This is a genomic window from Patescibacteria group bacterium (assembly GCA_028692545.1).
Taxonomy (GTDB): Bacteria; Patescibacteriota; Patescibacteriia; order UBA1558; family S5-K13; genus STD2-204.
This window is the reverse complement of record JAQUXC010000017.1, coordinates 1-17,792: the sequence shown is the minus strand read 5'-3', so window position 1 is coordinate 17,792 and position 17,792 is coordinate 1. Positions and strand designations below refer to the sequence as shown.

The 17,792-nt window shown below is 28.0% G+C and carries 13 protein-coding genes; 12 read left to right on the top strand and 1 reads right to left on the bottom strand.

All coding sequences use genetic code 11. The features are described 5' to 3' along the window. Positions 1 to 206: 206 nt before the first annotated feature. The 11 genes from PHZ07_05145 (at position 207) to PHZ07_05095 (ending at position 15,579) form a co-directional block, all read left to right on the top strand. Positions 207 to 1,439, top strand: coding sequence for a glycosyltransferase family 4 protein (locus tag PHZ07_05145; GenBank protein ID MDD3284951.1), 1,233 nt, complete (start codon positions 207 to 209; stop codon positions 1,437 to 1,439). A 13-nt stretch (positions 1,440 to 1,452) separates the two neighbouring features. Further along, positions 1,453 to 2,541, top strand: a complete 1,089-nt coding sequence (locus PHZ07_05140) for a glycosyltransferase family 4 protein (protein ID MDD3284950.1) — start codon at positions 1,453 to 1,455, stop codon at positions 2,539 to 2,541. Between the two features lie 144 nt (positions 2,542 to 2,685). After that, positions 2,686 to 4,344 carry a protein translocase subunit SecD gene (secD, locus tag PHZ07_05135; protein ID MDD3284949.1) on the top strand — a complete coding sequence of 553 codons (1,659 nt, stop codon included), beginning with the start codon at positions 2,686 to 2,688 and terminating at the stop codon, positions 4,342 to 4,344. Between the two features lie 25 nt (positions 4,345 to 4,369). After that, positions 4,370 to 5,359, top strand: a complete 990-nt coding sequence (gene secF / locus PHZ07_05130) for a protein translocase subunit SecF (protein ID MDD3284948.1) — start codon at positions 4,370 to 4,372, stop codon at positions 5,357 to 5,359. A 171-nt stretch (positions 5,360 to 5,530) separates the two neighbouring features. Next, positions 5,531 to 6,655 carry a sigma factor-like helix-turn-helix DNA-binding protein gene (locus tag PHZ07_05125; GenBank protein MDD3284947.1) on the top strand — a complete coding sequence of 375 codons (1,125 nt, stop codon included), beginning with the start codon at positions 5,531 to 5,533 and terminating at the stop codon, positions 6,653 to 6,655. Positions 6,656 to 6,763: 108 nt separating this feature from the next. Further along, a complete protein-coding gene (locus PHZ07_05120) occupies positions 6,764 to 8,341 on the top strand; it encodes a hypothetical protein (protein ID MDD3284946.1) in 1,578 nt (525 codons plus the stop codon). A 7-nt stretch (positions 8,342 to 8,348) separates the two neighbouring features. Beyond that, complete coding sequence (locus PHZ07_05115) at positions 8,349 to 10,007, top strand: type IV secretion system DNA-binding domain-containing protein (GenBank protein MDD3284945.1); 1,659 nt, start codon at positions 8,349 to 8,351, stop codon at positions 10,005 to 10,007. A 27-nt stretch (positions 10,008 to 10,034) separates the two neighbouring features. After that, positions 10,035 to 10,973 carry a translation initiation factor eIF-2B gene (locus PHZ07_05110; GenBank protein MDD3284944.1) on the top strand — a complete coding sequence of 313 codons (939 nt, stop codon included), beginning with the start codon at positions 10,035 to 10,037 and terminating at the stop codon, positions 10,971 to 10,973. Between the two features lie 44 nt (positions 10,974 to 11,017). After that, positions 11,018 to 12,289, top strand: a complete 1,272-nt coding sequence (gene rbcL, locus PHZ07_05105; protein MDD3284943.1) for a type III ribulose-bisphosphate carboxylase — start codon at positions 11,018 to 11,020, stop codon at positions 12,287 to 12,289. 348 nt (positions 12,290 to 12,637) lie between these two features. Continuing rightward, positions 12,638 to 13,978, top strand: a complete 1,341-nt coding sequence (locus tag PHZ07_05100; GenBank protein ID MDD3284942.1) for an MBL fold metallo-hydrolase — start codon at positions 12,638 to 12,640, stop codon at positions 13,976 to 13,978. 101 nt (positions 13,979 to 14,079) lie between these two features. Then, positions 14,080 to 15,579, top strand: coding sequence for a thymidine phosphorylase (locus tag PHZ07_05095; GenBank protein ID MDD3284941.1), 1,500 nt, complete (start codon positions 14,080 to 14,082; stop codon positions 15,577 to 15,579). A gap of 135 nt (positions 15,580 to 15,714) precedes the next feature. On the opposite strand, the gene PHZ07_05090 is transcribed toward PHZ07_05095, so the two are convergent. After that, on the bottom strand, positions 15,715 to 16,356 hold the full coding sequence (locus PHZ07_05090) for a hypothetical protein (GenBank protein ID MDD3284940.1): 642 nt from the start codon (positions 16,354 to 16,356) through the stop codon (positions 15,715 to 15,717). 131 nt (positions 16,357 to 16,487) lie between these two features. Here PHZ07_05090 and mnmA point away from each other — a divergent pair, with 131 nt between their 5' ends. Next, positions 16,488 to 17,549 (top strand): tRNA 2-thiouridine(34) synthase MnmA, encoded by a 1,062-nt coding sequence (gene mnmA / locus PHZ07_05085; GenBank protein ID MDD3284939.1) that lies wholly within the window; start codon positions 16,488 to 16,490, stop codon positions 17,547 to 17,549. Positions 17,550 to 17,792 lie beyond the last annotated feature (243 nt).

Sequence of the window (17,792 nt, the reverse complement as noted above, 5' to 3'; positions counted from 1 at the left end):
GAATTTGGAACACTCCTTATGAATGGCTAAATTATTACAATTTTAAAAGAATACATTTAACCCTTAACGGACTTACTCCTCATGAAAAGTATTTAGAAAGTGTAACCCTTGACTGTTAACTGTACATCAATACCACGTCCGACATTGCAACGTCGGACGTTGCTAAAACTTGACAAATTATAAATATTATACTAAAATTTATAGTTATGAATATATTACAAATAAACAAATTTCATTATTTCAAAGGCGGTGCAGACCGACATTATTTGGAATTATCAGAATTACTTAGGTCAAATGAACATAATGTAATAAATTTTAGTACTAAAAATGAAAAAAACATAGAAAGTAAATATTCTAAATATTTCCCAAAATATTACGATTTGTCAATAAATGCAAATAAATTAGAAAAAACAAAAAATATTATAAAATTCTTTTATAATTATGAGGCAGTAAAAAATCTCAAAAAACTGATAAAAGAAAATCAAATTGACATAGCTCACATTCATAACATCTACCATCATCTAAGTCCTGGAATTCTAAAAGTTTTGAAAAAAAATAATATTCCAATTGTAATGACAGTTCATGATTACAAATTGATATGTCCAAATTACAATTTGTTTGATTTTCAAAAAAATAAAGTTTGTGAAAAATGTAAAAGTAAAAATTATTTGAATTGTTTTACAAACAATTGTATACAAAATTCAAAATCAAAAAGCCTATTAGCATCTCTTGAAATGTATTATCAAAAAATATTTTTTCCATATCAAAAGCTCGTAGATGTATTTATAGCCCCAAGTGAATTTATGAAAAATAAATTAATAGAATTTGGATTCAAAAATAAAAATATAATTGTCTTACATAATTTTGAAAATTTAAAATCAAAACAATCCGAAATAAAAGATTATTTTTTATATTTTGGAAGACTTGCAAAAGAAAAAGGATTAGAGAATTTTATTAAAACATTATCAAAAATAGAAAAAGATTATAATTTCTATATTGCTGGTTCTGGGCCAGAAGAAAATAATTTAAAAAAATTAGTAGAAAAATTATATTTAGAAGACAAGATAAAATTTTTGGGATTTTATGATAATAATAAGAAAAAGGAATTAGAAGTATTAATAAAATCTGCACAATTTATAGTAATCCCAAGTATTTGGTATGAAAATTGTTCCCTTTCAATACTTGAAGCTATGAGTTTTTCAAAAACAATTCTTGCGTCAAATATCGGTGGAAATTCTGAGTTAGTAAAAAATGATATAAATGGAATTTTATACAACAACGAGACAGAATCAATAGATGGATTAAATAAACTTATAAATAACAAAGAATTATTAGAAAAATTAGGAATTGAATCGGGAAAAATTATAAATGATAAATTTAATAGTGAATTATATTATAAAAATTTAATAAATTTATACCAAGAATTAATTAACAAATAAACCAAAAACTAATATGCGTATAGCTTATATTGGACAAAAAGGAATACCAATGACACAAGGCGGAGTTGAGGCTCATGTCGAGAATTTGGCTATACAAATGGTAAAAAAAGGTCATGATGTATATGTTTATACAAGAAGCTATTATACTGATAAAAATCTAAAAGAATATAAGGGAATAAAACTAATATCAATTAGAACTATAAAATCAAAAAATTTTGATGCAATAATTCATACCTTTTTATCAACTATTCATGCGCTATTTCAAAATTATGACATAATTCATTATCATGCTGTAGGTCCTTCACTTCTTAGTTTCATTCCGAGAATATTTTCTAGAGCAAAAATTGTGGGAACATTTCATTGCAAAGATAGATTTCATAAAAAATGGGGATTTTTTGCAAAATTTATGTTAAAACTTGGAGAATATGCAGTAATTACTTTTCCACATAAAACAATATTTGTTTCTCCTGATTTAAAAAATGATTACAAAAAAGGAGAATTTATCCCAAACGGCTTTGAGATAAAAAAAGATTATAATACAAACGAAATTGAAAAGTTGAATATAATCCCAAAAAAATACTTCCTTGTTGTGTCCCGACTTATAGCTCACAAAGGAATTCAATATGCTATAGAAGCATTTAAAAAATTAAATAATAATAATTATCAATTAATAATAGTAGGGGATACATTTCATGACGAAAAATATTCAGACAAAATAAAAAATCTTGCAAATGATAATCCAAATATTATATTAACTGGAAATCAAACTGGAAATACCTTGAATCAATTATTTACAAATGCATTTTGTTTCTTGATTCCATCAGAAGGAGAAGGATTGTCTATTACACTTTTAGAAGCAATGGGTCATGGAATTCCTACAATTGCAAGTAATATAGAAGGAAATCGAATATTTATAGACAAAAATCTAGTATATTCTTTTGAAGATAAAAATTATCTTGATCTATATAAAAAAATAAATTATTTAATATCTCACTATGAAGAAGCTACAAAAAAAGCAGATGAAACAAAACAATACATTATCAAAAACTTTTCATGGGAAATAGTATCTGACAAAATAGAAAAACTATATAAATCTCTATAAGTACAAAAATATATATTACTATTTATAAAATTAGAATTTACCAACAATAAGTTCTTTTTTAATTGCTATTACAAAACCCTTGATTTTTAATCAATAATAATCTATCATTTTACTATTATATAATTAAATTAATTTAAATTTATTATGCCAAAAACAAATCAAGTAAGGCTAACATTTTTATCAATCATTTTAATCACAATAATTTCGATACTTATTGTTACGCCAAACGTCCCTAATTGGGTTCCTCAAAGCCAATTTTTTTCTAAATTCAAGCCACATTTAGGTCTAGATTTACAAGGTGGTGCTCATCTTGTTTATCAAGCTGATTTCTCAAATGTTGATGTAAATGACAAAACCTCATCATTGGATGGTGTAAGAGATGTTATAGAAAGAAGAGTAAATACATTCGGTGTAGCAGAACCACTTGTTCAAGTAAGTGGAGAAGATAGAATAGTAGTAGAACTTGCAGGAGTTTTTAATGTAAAAGATGCAATAGAAAGAATAGGAGATACGCCACTTCTTGAATTCAAAGAAGAAGGATCCAGTACTTACACATCAGAAGAGATTCAAAAAATAGAACAAGAAAACAGTGCCCAACAAAAATTAGCAGAAGAAATATTAGACAAAGCTAAAAATGGAGAAAATTTTGAAGATTTAGCACGTGAGTATAGTGAAGATACAGGCTCAAAAGATAATGGCGGTATTATAGATTTTATAACAAGAGATTCTCTAGATCCTGCTTATGGAGATGTAATATTTGACAAATTATCAAATGGACAAACATATGATCAATTAGTAGAAAGTCAGTTTGGTTGGCATATAATAAAAAAACTAGATGAAAGAGGAGAGGGCGATAATAAGGAAGTAAAATCTCAACATATATTATTTTTTAAAAAAGATACATCTAGCAAGGCTGAATGGGTAAACACTCAATTATCTGGAAAACAATTAAAAACTGCAAATGTATCATTTGATCAGACAACAGGTGCCGCAGAAGTATCAATAGAATTCAATGATGAAGGAAAAGATTTATTCGCAGAAATAACCGGTAGAAACATTGGCAAGCCAGTAGCAATTTTTTTAGATGGTTCACCTATTAGCATTCCAAAAGTAAATGAAAAAATATCTCAAGGCAGTGCTGTAATCAGTGGAAATTTTACATTACCTGAAGCAAAACAATTAGCACAAAGATTAAATGCAGGGGCACTTCCTGTTCCTATAAAATTAATAAGTCAACAAACTGTTGGTGCAACACTTGGAAAAGAATCTTTAGATAAAAGTTTAAATGCTGGACTTATTGGCATATTAATACTTACTCTATTTATGATAATTTATTATAGATTACCAGGATTACTTGCAACAATTGCACTTGGAATATATGCTCTTATTATCATGTCTATATTTGAAGCATGGCCAGTAACACTCACATTATCTGGTATAGCTGGTTTTATATTATCCATTGGTATGGCTGTTGATGCAAATGTTTTAATTTTTGAAAGAATGAAGGAAGAAGTAAGAAATGGTCAAGAGTTAGCACCTGCAATTGAGACTGGATTTAAAAGAGCATGGAGTTCTATAAGAGATTCAAACTTTTCTTCACTTATTACATGTTTTATACTTACATATTTTGGTTCAAGTATGATAAAAGGGTTTGCTATCACCCTTGCTATTGGTATATTTGTATCTATGTTTAGTGCAATTGTAATTACAAAAAATTTCCTAAGAATAGCAGTATCTGGAAAAATAAATAAATCCCTTTGGCTTTTTGGAATAAATAAAAAATCTATAAACCAAACAAAATAAATTATTATTAAATAAATAAAAATATATGTATCATTTAAATGTAATGGGAAAAACTAAAATCTGGTTTGGGATATCAGGTACGCTTATTGCAATAAGTATAATATCTCTTATAATGTTTGGTTTAAATCTTGGGATTGACTTCACTGGTGGATCTATGATGGATATACAATTTAAAAACATACAAAGACCATCTCAAGATGAAATAAAAACTATATTTTCTGAAAACAATATAAACAACATAACAATCCAGGCAGTGGGAGATGATGAATATATTATAAGAATGTCAGATATATCAGAAAGTACTCATTCCACAATTTTGGATAAATTAAATAATAAATTCTCCACAGAAAATTCAAATAATAATGATAACGTACAATTAGATTCAGACAATGGATCTCAAATAGAAATACAAACAGCAAAAACAAACGTTATAGAAGAAAAAAGATTTGATTCTATTGGACCAATAATAGGTCAAGAGTTAAAACAAAAATCCATAGGAGCTATAATTTTTGTTATAATAGCTATAATTTTATATATTGCTTATGTGTTTAGAAAAGTTTCAAAACCAATAGAATCATGGAAATATGGTGTTTCTGCAATAATAGCTCTAATACACGACATTATAATAATTACTGGAATATTTAGTTTGTTCGGATATTTTATGAATGTACAGATAGATGCATTTTTTATAACTGCACTACTTACAATATTAGGATATTCAATTAACGATACAATTGTTACATTTGATAGGATTAGAGAAAATCTTCATAGAAAGACAAATCTTACATTTAAAGATCTTATTAATTTAAGTATAAATGAAACAATAACTAGATCGATAAATACTTCATTTACAACATTTATAGTACTTACCTCTGTATTTTTATTCGGTGGAGAAACAGTAAAATACTTCGTACTAGCACTTATGATGGGTATAATAATAGGAACATATTCATCAATATTTCTAGCTTCACCATTTTTGATGATTTGGTATAGAGCAAAATATAAACAAGCCTAAATATAAACAAAATAGTAATTAAACCACCCCAGGAGCGAGACACTCCCGGGGTGGTTTTTAACCTTGACAATATTTTCTATTTATGATATATTCTTAAGTGATATAGTTTTATATCTATTTTACTAGTTTTAAAAAAATACATAAATTATTATAATTTAAAAATATAAAAATATGATAGATAAATCAGAAAATTCAATTTTAGAAAAAGTAATAGCCTCAAACAAAGAAAAGGCTAAATTTGAATTTGACCCAAAACAAATTGTCGCAGATTTATTAAAAAATCTAAATGATAGAGAAAAAGAAATTATTTCTAAACGTTATAGTCTAAAAGATAATGAAAAAGCAACTCTTGATAGTATTGGTAAAACATACAACATCACAAGAGAAAGAGTTAGACAAATAGAAAATATAGCAATAAAAAAAATTAAAAATATTTCAGATAAAATAGATACTATTAAATATTTAGATGGTATTATAAATGATACATTATCTGAATATCTTGGAGTTTTGGGTGAAGATACACTTATTAAAAAAATATTAGAAGATAAGCAAAATGATGAAATAGATTACAATGTAATAAAATTCTTAATAGATAAAGTATTATCTGATAAATATTTAACAGAAAAAGAAAATGATGAATTTTTATCTATATATAGAGTAAAAAATCATGATTTGGAAGAATTTTATGATGCTATAAATAAAATTGTAGAATTATTTAATAAAAGAAATCAAACAATACATAGGGACGAATTATGGCAAACATATGAAAACGAACAAGATATAAATTTTAAAAATGATAAAATAAATGAAAATATACTATTAAATTATTTAAATCCTAGTAAAAAAATTCAAGAAAATCCATTAGGGGATTTAGGTCTTTCAGATTGGAAATCTATAATTCCAAAGAGAATGAGTGATAAGATATATTTGATAATGAAAAACTTAAACAAACCATTACATTTCAAAGATATAGCAGATGAAATAAACAAAATGAATTTTGATAAAAAAATTGCTCATCCTGCTACTATTCATAATGAATTAATATTAGATGACAAATATGTCTTAGTGGGTCGCGGAATATATGCTCTAAAAAAATGGGGTTATGAACCAGGAAAAGTAACTGAAGTAGTAGAAAAAGTTCTAAAAGAGAATGGTCCAATGTCCAAAGATGAACTTATAAAAAAAGTATCCGAGAAAAAACTTGTCAAAAAAACAACTATAAATTTAGCTATAATAAACAACAAAAACGTAAAGAAAAATAAAGAAGGTAAGTATTATTATGAAGGTTCTAAATAAAACAACAAATAATAATTTATCAAAATAAAAGTATTCTGATATAATTAATAGTGTTATGAAAATAACGCTATTAATTTTGAAAAAAGGTATCTATAAAATAAAAACAAAATGCAAATTCAAATAGCTTTTGATCCAGTAGTAAAACTTATAAATACAAATCCGTTTATTTTACCATATACTTTATTTATAAAAGGTGGGTGGTTATTATTTATTATAATTTTTTTTTGGATTTATTATAAAACAGCTTATTTAGAAAAATTACAGAGAAAATTTTTAAGTAAAGTAGAATATACACTTTTTGCAATAGATATACCAAAAAATAATGAACAAACCGTAAGAGCCGTGGAAGAACTCTTTAATTCTCTTCATGGTATAAAATCTGGTGCAACAAATTGGGAAAAATATATACTAGGAGCAACTCAATTATGGTTTAGTTTAGAAATAGTAAGTTTGGAAGGATATATACAATTTTTAATAAGAACTCCTTCAAAATTCAAAGATACAATACGTTCTAGTATTTATGCTTATTATCCAGATGCGGAAGTAACGGAAGTGGAAGATTATATATCTCTTATTCCACTTGATGCAAATCAAAAAGAATCCAAATACAAAGCCTTTGGTATGGATTATTATTTAGAAAAAAAAGATTATTATCCACTAAAAACATATATCAACTTTGAGCATAGCATGACTCAAACTTTTATAGATCCTCTTGCATCTACACTTGAAATAATGAGTAAAATTGGATCAGGAGAATTCATAGGCCTCATGATAATTACAAGACCTGTTGGAAATGATGATGTAAAAAAACCTGGAGAAACAGAGGTTTCTGATATAATGGGTAAACAAAAAGCACAAGTAGAAACTTGGGCTGACAAAGTTTCAAATACAATATTAAAAGGAATTGACAAGGGTAGTGAAGCAATATATTCAATTTGGGGAGATATTGAAGAATCAGATGATAAAAAATCTGAACTAAAAATGCTAACCCCAGGAGAAAGAATTACTGTCTCTAATATAGAAAATAAAATAGGTAAATTAATTTTTGAAACAAAATTACGAGTATGTTATGTAGCACCAAAAGATAGATTCAATGCTGGAACAGGATATTATGGAATGCAAGGCGCCTTAAAACAATTCAATGGAGACAATGCTCTAAAAGCAAATAAAACAAATGCTGATTATTTTAGAGTAGAATCAAGAACTAGAAATAAAGTAAGAAAATTTCTAAAAAGATTTGTAGAAAGAAGTGTATTTGATACAAAATCATTTTTGATTTCATCTGAAGAGCTTGCTACTTTGTACCACTTCCCAGATCAAAATGTAAAGACTCCGCTCTTAAAGAAGACAGAAACAAAAACAGTTGAACCACCTACATCACTTCCTATGGAAAATATGTTTGAGTCCGAGCTAATGAAAGAAAGGGATGAAAAAAATAAACAAAGTCAAATCATTCAACAAAAAATAAAAAATAAAGAAGTAATAGATTTGGATTTGGATAATAAACAATTTGAAGCAAAATTTGCAAAAGATAAAAATCAAAGGGAAGAATTTAAAAAAGAAATAAAAAAAGAAGAAGAACTAAAAAAAATACCAAATAATTTACCAATACCGGATGAACAAATTTACAAAGAGAAAATGAAAGATACGCCAAAACCACCGGATAATTTACCATTTGTACAATAAAAAAAATATGGAAAATGAAATAACACTTATAGCAAAAACAGAATATAGAGGAGAATTTAGAAAATTTGGAATAAGAGAAGATGACAGAAGACGTCATGTTTATATTATTGGTAAAACTGGTATGGGAAAATCATGTCTTATAGAAAATATGGTTATACAAGATATTAGAGATGGACATGGAGTAGCCCTTGTTGACCCACATGGAGATTTGGTAGAAAAAATATTACACTTTATCCCAGCAAATAGAATAAATGATGTTGTATATGTAAATCCATCAGACTTTGACTTTCCAATAGCTTTTAATGTTTTAGAAAATGTAGATGCAAAAAGTAGGCATTTAATAGCATCTGGATTACTTGGTGTATTTAAGAAAATATGGGCTGACTCTTGGGGTCCAAGACTAGAATACGTACTAAACAATGCAATAATAGCTTTGCTTGAATATCCAGGATCTACACTACTAGGAATTATGAGATTACTTGTTGACAAAGACTATAGAGAAAAAGTTGTAAAAAATATCACAGACCCAGTAGTAAAATCCTTTTGGGTTGATGAATACAATAAATATCCTCAAAAATTTCAAGCAGAAGCAATAGCACCTATTCAAAATAAAGTAGGAAGATTTTTATCTACTCCATTAACCAGAAACATAGTTGGTCAAGTAAAATCTTCTATAGATATAAGACAAATAGTAGATGGACAAAAAATACTTTTACTAAATTTATCAAAAGGAAGAATAGGTGAGGATAATTCTGCACTTCTTGGTGCTATGATTATTACAAAAATACAACTTGCAATAATGAGTAGAGTAGACACACCAGAAGAACAAAGAAAAGATTTTTATTTATATGTAGATGAATTTCAAAACTTTGCAACAGAATCTTTTGCAAATATATTATCAGAAGCTAGAAAATATAGATTAAATCTTATAGTTGCACATCAATATATAGAACAGTTAGAAGAAACAGTAAGTGCTGCTATATTTGGAAATGTAGGAACTATGATAGTCTTTAGAATTGGTGCATCTGATGCAGAATTTTTGGAAAAAGAATTTGAGCCATACATTATGCATGAAGATCTTGTAAATTTACCAAAATATAAAATTTACACGAAATTAATGATAGATGGTGTTACATCTGACCCATTTCAAGCACTTACACTTCCACCAATTGAAATGGATAAGGATGGTGATGAAATTATGGAAAAAGTTATAAAAGTATCTCGTGAAAGATACACCACAAAAAGAGAAATAGTAGAACAAAAAATATTAAAATGGAGTGGATTTTTGTCTGAAGAAGATGCTATAAAAGAAGAAGTAGGTGAATTAGAAGAAATAGTAAAAGAAATAAAAAATGATGTCAAAAAAGAAATAACAAAGGAAATAAAATCATCAAATATTTCAAATGATACTAAGTTGTTCAATACGAAATGTGATGAATGTGACAAAGAAATAAATGTACCATTTGAACCAGATGGTATAAGACCTGTTTACTGTAATGATTGTTTTGCAAAAAAGAAAAAAGAAAAGGAGGATTGTAAAGATTTAAAAAAGACAAAGTCAATGAGCTTGGAGGATGCTTTTAAATCACAGGAAAAAAAATATACAGAAAATGATACTAACGAAGAAGAAGATGATGATTATGATCCAATACACAAAGAAAGATAAAAAAAATATTAATAATAAGTCAAAAAAATGAATTCAAAAAATTTAGACAAAATCAAAAAAATAATTAAGGATATAAAAGATATCAAAATTCAAGGTGCTACAAATATTTCTATTGCCACAATAGAAATATTAAAACTACTTGCAATTGAGTATAAAAATTTAAATATAAATTCATTCATAAATAAAATTGAAAAAACGGGAACAAAAATGGCACTTTTACGAAAAACAGAACCAATGACACAAAATGCTATAAAATATGTAATATATAATATAAAAAAAGCAAATCCAAAAACTACAAATGAAACAATAAATAATATAAACAAATATTGTGATGAATTCATAAAACTTATAAAATCAAACGACGAAAAACTTATAAAAAATGGAATAACTATAACAAATACAAACAATAGAATACTCACACACTGTCACTCTTCATCTGTAGAAAAGATATTAATTAATTCAAAATCAAAAAATATAGAAGTTTTCAATACTGAAACAAGACCACTTTTTCAAGGAAGGATAATGGCAGAAAATCTTACAAAAGCAGGAATAAAAACAACTATGTTAGTTGATTCAGCTGCAGATTTTTTTATATCAAAACATTCCGGAAAATTAATGATGGACAAAGTTATAATAGGTTGTGATTCTATATCTTGGAATGGAGGAATAGTAAATAAAATTGGCTCATATGGAATAAGTTTGTCATGTAAACACAACAAAACACCACTTTATATAGCTGGAAACTTATTAAAAATGGACTCTGATAATATTATAAATATAGAAATAAGAGAAGATTCTGAAGTTTGGCATAAAAAAGGTAATAAATTTGATATAATAAATATTGCATTTGACTTTGTACCAGCTGAATTTATAACTGGTATAATATGTGAATTTGGAATTATAAAACCAAAGGAAGTAAAAAATATTGTTCAATCTAATTACCCTTGGTTGATGAATAAAAAATAATTAATTAATTTTTAAAATAACACTGACAGCTAATCGCTAATAATATGAAAACATCATTTATAAACCTAAAATACAAACCAAAAAAGGATGATATTATTGCAACTTATAGAATAGAATCAAAACTTGGACTCAAAAAATCCGCAGAAGAAATTGCAGCAGAGTCATCAATTGGAACTTGGACAAAACTTTCAACATTGACTCAAAAAACATTTGACAAATTAGCTCCTCAAATATTTTTTATTAATAATAAAACAAAAATTGTAAAAATAGCTTATCCAATAGAAGATTTTGAACTTGGAAGTATTCCACAACTCTTATCTGCTCTTGCTGGAAATATATTTTCTATGAAGGCTATTGATAATTTGAGATTAGAAGATATAAGTCTTTCTACAAAATATATAAATTCTTTTCAAGGACCAAAATTTGGAATAAATGGTGTGAGAGAAATAATGAAAATAAAAAATAGACCACTTATTGGATCTATCATAAAACCAAAAGTAGGATTAACTGCAAAAGAACATGCAAAGCTTGCTTATGATATTTGGACAAATGGAATAGATGTAGTAAAAGATGATGAAAATCTTACAAGTATGACTTTCAATAAATTTGAAGATAGAGTAAGAGAAGTAATGAAATTAAAAAAATTAGCAGAAAAAGAAACAGGATGTAAAAAACTTCACGTATTTAACATAACATCTCCTATGGATACAATGCTCCACCGCGCAAAAATAGTAAAAAAATATGGAGGAAAATGTGTAATGATAGATTTGGTATCAGTCGGTCTCGACAATGTACAAGTCTTAAGAAAATTGGATCTTGGACTTATAATTCATGGCCATCGTGCTGGACATTCTATGTTTTCTAGATATCCAAAACATGGAATGACAATGGAAGTTTTAGCAAAACTTGCAAGACTTGCCGGAGTAGATCAATTGCACACAGGAACTGTTGTTGGAAAAATGGATGGATCAAAAGAAGAGGTAATTGATATAAATTTGGATTTAAAAGAAGATGCTGGTATAAATAGAGTTCTTCGAGAAAATTGGGGCAAAATAAAACCAACATTAGCTATTGCTTCAGGCGGACTTCATCCAGAACTTACAAAAAAACTTATAGATATTTTGGGAAATGATTTGATAATAAACTTTGGTGGAGGACTTCATGGACACCCTGATGGATCAAAAGCTGGGGCAAAAGCATGTTATCAGGCAGTAGAATTAGCAATAGACAAAAATCTAAAATTATCTGATAAAGATAACAAGTTTGCTGAATATAAAAAGGCTGTGGAATATTGGAGTAAAAAACATAAAAAATAAATTTTATTATCCACCTCCGGGGTGTTAACACCCCGGAGATGGAGTTTATTTGACATAAAAATATAAATTGTTATAATAATTACATAGTGTGGAGGGACTATAAAAGATTGCTTTTTCAAGGCAATACGAAAAAGTGATCTGTCTCTCCCCTCGAGTTTTTATAAAAAATAAAGTCATTGATAAAAAAATAAATCTATCATGACACGCAAAAATATTAGGGAAAAATCCCTTTTTTATTTTACCTAATTATTGATCAATAAATATTATTTTTTATTATTGAATATAAAATGATATAATAAATATATTCATAATTAATAATCCTTCCTGCAAAAGGGATATAACAAAAATATGAAAATATCATTTCATGGTGCAGTTCAAGAAGTTACAGGATCATGTACACTAGTTGAGCTAAATCATCAAAAATTTATAGTAGATTGTGGTTTTTTCCAAGGAAATCACGATTCAAAAGACAAAAATTTAGAAAATTTTGTATTTGAAGCAAAAAATATAAATTTTGTTTTACTTACTCACGCCCATATAGATCATTGTGGAAGGTTATTAAAATTATTTTCAGAAAAATTCAATGGAAAAATATATTGCACAAATGCTACAAAAGATTTAGCAGAACTTATGTTACTTGATTCTATAAAAATAAACAAAGAAGAAAAAATAGGCATAAAATATACAGAAAAAGATGTAAAACAATTAATGAAACTCTTTCATACTTTTAATTATGATGAAAAAATAAATATCAATTCTGACATTTGTATTAGAATGCAAGATGCTGGGCATATACTTGGATCATCTACATTTGAAGTTTGGGTCAAAGAAAATGAAATTACAAAAAAACTAGTATTTTCTGGAGATGTAGGAAATCCACCAGCACCAATTGTAAAAGATCCTAGCTTTATAGATGAGGCTGATATTTTATTTGTTGAATCGACTTACGGTGGAAGATTTCACGAATCAAAAGAAGAGGGCAAAAAAATATTAAAAGATATAATACTTGAAACAATTCAAAACAAAAGCACACTGATAATTCCAATATTTGCACTTGAAAGATCCCAAGAAATACTATATGAACTTAACAATCTTGTAGAAAATAAATTAATTCCAAATGTTACTATATTTTTTGATAGTCCACTTGCTATAAACGCAACAAAAATATATAGAAAATACAAAAATTTATACGACAGCGAAGCAAAATCTCTTATAAATTTAGGAGATGATATTTTTGATTTTCCAAATCTTCGATTTACAAAAACAAAAGATGAATCAAAAGAAATAAACACATACAAAACTCCAAAAATCATACTTGCCGGTGGTGGAATGTGTAATGGCGGAAGAATTCCACATCATTTAAAATTTAATTTGGGAAATCCAAAAAACAATTTACTCATAATGTCTTATCAAGCAGAAGGAACACTTGGCAGACAATTAATTGATGGTGCAAAAAATGTAACAATAAATGATGATGTGATTGATGTACTTTGCAAGATTACTCATATTGGGTCTTATTCCGCTCATGGAGATCACAATCAAATGTTAAAATGGATAGAAAATATAAAAAATATCAAAAAAATATTTGTAGTCCATGGAGAAAAAGATTGTAGTGAAAATCTAGCAAAGGCAATAAATATAAATTGCGAAAAAATAATACCTGAATACGAAAAATATTATGAAATATAAAAAAATATTTATTCTTTGACTTTCATATTATATAAAGTACAATTAAATATAAGTTATAACTTTCAACTTTATAACTTTCTAACTTTCTAACTTAAACTTCTATGTCCTTTTTTCTAAAATCAAAAAAATTAGATATCAAAACAGGTGCAGAACCAATAGCTCTTCTTCATGAGGAAGAGGCATACCACTTTGGCATAAGACCTGGTGATAAAATTCAAATAACTTGGCGTGGAAAACATGCAGTTGTAGAAGCAAATACGTCACTTAAAAAAATAACTCAGGGAAATTTAGGATTATATAGTAATTTTTGGGATAAATATCCATCTCTTCAAGATCAAGAAATCGTTGAAATAAATTTTGTAGGACGTGCTGAATCAGTAAATGCTATAAAGAAAAAAATATTTGGAAAAAAACTTACCCAGGCAGATTGCAATTCTATAATGAAAGATATCGTAGAAAACAGATTATCAAATACACAAATTGCATATTTTGTAGCAGCGTCATATATGAGACCATTTGCAGATGAAGAATTGTATTTTATGACAAAAGCTATGGCTGATAATGGTGATAAATTGGAATTAGATGGAATGGTTGCCGATAAACATAGTTTTGGTGGAGTTGCAGGAAACGAAGCTGCTATGATAGTTGTTCCAATAGTAGCATCTCTTGGAATAAAAATTCCAAAAAATTCATCACGTGCCATTACTTCTGTTTCAGGAACTGCTGATACAATGGAAGTGTTGTGTCCTGTAATTCATAATATAAAAAAAATAAAAGATATTGTAAAAAATACAAATGGATGTATTGTCTGGGGCGGAGGATTAAATATTGCACCAGCTGATGATAGAATTATCACAACAAATTATCCTATGTCGCTTGAAAGTTTTGATAAAGCTGTTGTATCAATTATGGCAAAAAAAATAGCATCCTCTTCAAATCATATTGTAATAGATTTGCCAGTTGGAGAAACTACAAAAATACCAAATATAAAAGATGCAAAAGTTATAAAAGAAAAATTTGAATATCTTGCAAAAAGATTTAAAGTAAAAATAAATGTAGTAATAAATCCAGTTTCAGATCCAATTGGAAAAGGAATGGGACCAGCACTTGAAGCTCGTGATGTACTTCGAGTATTACAACAAAAAGAAAATAGACCTGGAGATTTGGAAATTGAAGGAATAAAAATGACTGGGCATGTTTTAGAATTATGTAAAAAAGCCAAAAAAGGACAAGGTGAAGGACTTGCATGGAAACAACTTAGAAATGGAGAAGCTTGGAAAAAAATGCAAGAAATTATAGAAGCTCAAGGTGGAAATCCAAATATTGATTCAGAAGATATTACAATCGGTGCTGTAAAAAATTATATAAATGCTTCAAAAAATGGAAAAATAGTTTTAGTAAACCAAAAAGCAATAAATGACGTTTGTCGTACACTTGGAGCTCCAAATGACAAACTTGCAGGAATATATTTAAACAAAGAATTTGGAAACAGAGTCAAAAAAGGCGAGAGATTATTTACTCTCTATGCCGAAAATAAAGATAGAATGGCACTTGCCTTAAATGCTATATCAAAGGGACTTGAAATTTTCACTATAAAATAAATTAAATACTTTTTTTAAAAAGAAAATGACTCTTGAAAACTTATTACGCTTACAAGAGTCAATTTTTACACACCGATATGACGCCATCACCGGCATCAAAAGTGCATTTGGTGGTTTGTTTGAATAGTTTTTTTGTTAATCCCTAGGATCCTCCAAGGGGGGTTTTCGAATCTGCATACTAATCTGCTGATACATATCATCATCCATGCGTTGCAGAGACATCATGAATGCGGTTTTACCAGGACCATCATAGGATTGCTGAACATATTCAAATACGTCTATAAGCTTTCCTTGTTCAAAGAGTTGTGGGCTCCAATTTTTCTCATTAAAAAAAACTTCAACTGGAGGTCCACCAATTCTTCTGGTATTAAGGTAGATAAAACCAACTGATATTGCGGGTCTCTTTACTGCTGTATCTGGACTATCAACAGAAGATCTCTTTGCTCTGGCTATAAGCCTCGTCTCTGTTGGGCTAAGATAAACAACATCATCTTCCACCTCAACACAGTATCTTCCGTTTTGAAGGTTTTTACGGAAAGTTATATTAATTTCACCACATTTATCCTTTCCAGGAATACCGTTTTCAAAAAGCATCCATTGACGAAATTTTCTTCCGCCGGCTTCTGCCTCAACAAACGTTGCATGAAAAAACTTTCCTTCTGGATTATTGAGATCAATGTTTTCTATTGTGCCATCAATCTCATCGACTATAGTAAGGTCAACTCCCCAAGGAGAAGCACCTACAATGTCAAACCTTTTTTCTTGTAATTTACTCATCCAACACCTCCTTATCATTCAAAGGTTGAGAGTACTATATTTTCAAACAAACCATATATACCTTAATAAGAAACATCAATTTTGTCAAATATTTTGCTTTTTTTCCTTTTATAATTTAAAATCTATTTCATATGATAAATAAAAAAATAAAAGTAGCAGTAGGTCTTAGTGGCGGAGTTGATTCTTCTGTTTGTGCATATTTACTAAAAAAGCAAGGATATGATGTCGTAGGGTATTATATGAAAAACTGGTCACAGGATTTAGGAAAATTCAAATGTCCATGGAAAGAGGATAGAGATTATGCACTTCGCACTGCAAATTTTTTGGGCATTCCATTTTATACTCTTAATTTTGAAAAAGAATACAAACAAAAAGTTGTAGATTATCTTTTTGATGGATATGCAAAAGGAATTACTCCAAATCCAGATATAATGTGTAACAAAGAAATAAAATTCAAACTGTTTTTGGAAAAAGCTATGAAGCTTGGTGCTGACTTTATTGCAACAGGTCACTACAGCCAAATAAAAAAAGATAAAAATCTTTGTCATTTATTAAAAGCAAAAGACGGAAACAAAGATCAGTCATATTTTTTATATACTTTAAATCAACATCAACTTTTAAAAACAATCTTTCCAATTGGTGGTTACACCAAACCTCAGATAAGACAAATTGCAAAACGCGCAAAACTTCCAACAGCTACAAAGCCCGACTCACAAGGAATATGTTTTATTGGTGAAGTAGATATTAGAGAACTTTTAAAAACTCAAATAAAACCTAGAGTTGGTGACATCATTACAACTGATGGAGAAAAGATAGGGGAGCATGAGGGAGTTTGGTATTATACAATTGGACAACGTAAAGGAATTGGTATTGGTGGAGGAATTCCATATTTTGTAGTAGAAAAAGATATGGAAAAAAATATTCTAAAAGTCGCAAAAGGTTCTTGGTCTGATGAATTGTTCAGAGAATATTGCATTGTAAAAGATATGCACTTTATAGCCAATATTCCAAAATTTCCACTAGATTGCACCATAAAAACTCGCTACAGACAAAAAGATGAACCATGCACCGTTTACAAAGAAGATAAAAGCTATAAAATAGTATTCAAGAACAAGCAACGTGCTATTACATCAGGTCAATCCGCTGTTTTGTACAAAAAAACGGAGTGTCTTGGTGGAGGGATTATTGTTTAATCAACGTCCGACGTTGGCAACGTCGGACGTGGTAAAAGGTATTTTTTAACAAATATTCAATAAAATTAAGCGTTTATTGGAAAAATCGATTAATTCCTGAAATGAGTCGAATTACTCATGTACAGTTAACAGTCAAGGGTTACACTTTCTAAATACTTTTCATGAGGAGTAAGTCCGTTAAGGGTTAAATGTATTCTTTTAAAATTGTAATAATTTAGCCATTCATAAGGAGTGTTCCAAATT

What these genes read in the sequence shown, in the direction of transcription:
- secD (MDD3284949.1), top strand. Translation starts at nt 2,686, where the DNA reads ATGCCAAAAACAAATCAAGTAAGGCTAACATTTTTATCAATCATTTTA.
- rbcL (MDD3284943.1), top strand. Translation starts at nt 11,018, where the DNA reads ATGAAAACATCATTTATAAACCTAAAATACAAACCAAAAAAGGATGAT.
- secF (MDD3284948.1), top strand. Translation starts at nt 4,370, where the DNA reads ATGTATCATTTAAATGTAATGGGAAAAACTAAAATCTGGTTTGGGATA.
- PHZ07_05095 (MDD3284941.1), top strand. Translation starts at nt 14,080, where the DNA reads ATGTCCTTTTTTCTAAAATCAAAAAAATTAGATATCAAAACAGGTGCA.
- PHZ07_05110 (MDD3284944.1), top strand. Translation starts at nt 10,035, where the DNA reads ATGAATTCAAAAAATTTAGACAAAATCAAAAAAATAATTAAGGATATA.
- PHZ07_05090 (MDD3284940.1), bottom strand. Translation starts at nt 16,356, where the DNA reads ATGAGTAAATTACAAGAAAAAAGGTTTGACATTGTAGGTGCTTCTCCT.
- PHZ07_05145 (MDD3284951.1), top strand. Translation starts at nt 207, where the DNA reads ATGAATATATTACAAATAAACAAATTTCATTATTTCAAAGGCGGTGCA.
- PHZ07_05120 (MDD3284946.1), top strand. Translation starts at nt 6,764, where the DNA reads ATGCAAATTCAAATAGCTTTTGATCCAGTAGTAAAACTTATAAATACA.
- PHZ07_05115 (MDD3284945.1), top strand. Translation starts at nt 8,349, where the DNA reads ATGGAAAATGAAATAACACTTATAGCAAAAACAGAATATAGAGGAGAA.
- PHZ07_05140 (MDD3284950.1), top strand. Translation starts at nt 1,453, where the DNA reads ATGCGTATAGCTTATATTGGACAAAAAGGAATACCAATGACACAAGGC.
- PHZ07_05100 (MDD3284942.1), top strand. Translation starts at nt 12,638, where the DNA reads ATGAAAATATCATTTCATGGTGCAGTTCAAGAAGTTACAGGATCATGT.
- mnmA (MDD3284939.1), top strand. Translation starts at nt 16,488, where the DNA reads ATGATAAATAAAAAAATAAAAGTAGCAGTAGGTCTTAGTGGCGGAGTT.
- PHZ07_05125 (MDD3284947.1), top strand. Translation starts at nt 5,531, where the DNA reads ATGATAGATAAATCAGAAAATTCAATTTTAGAAAAAGTAATAGCCTCA.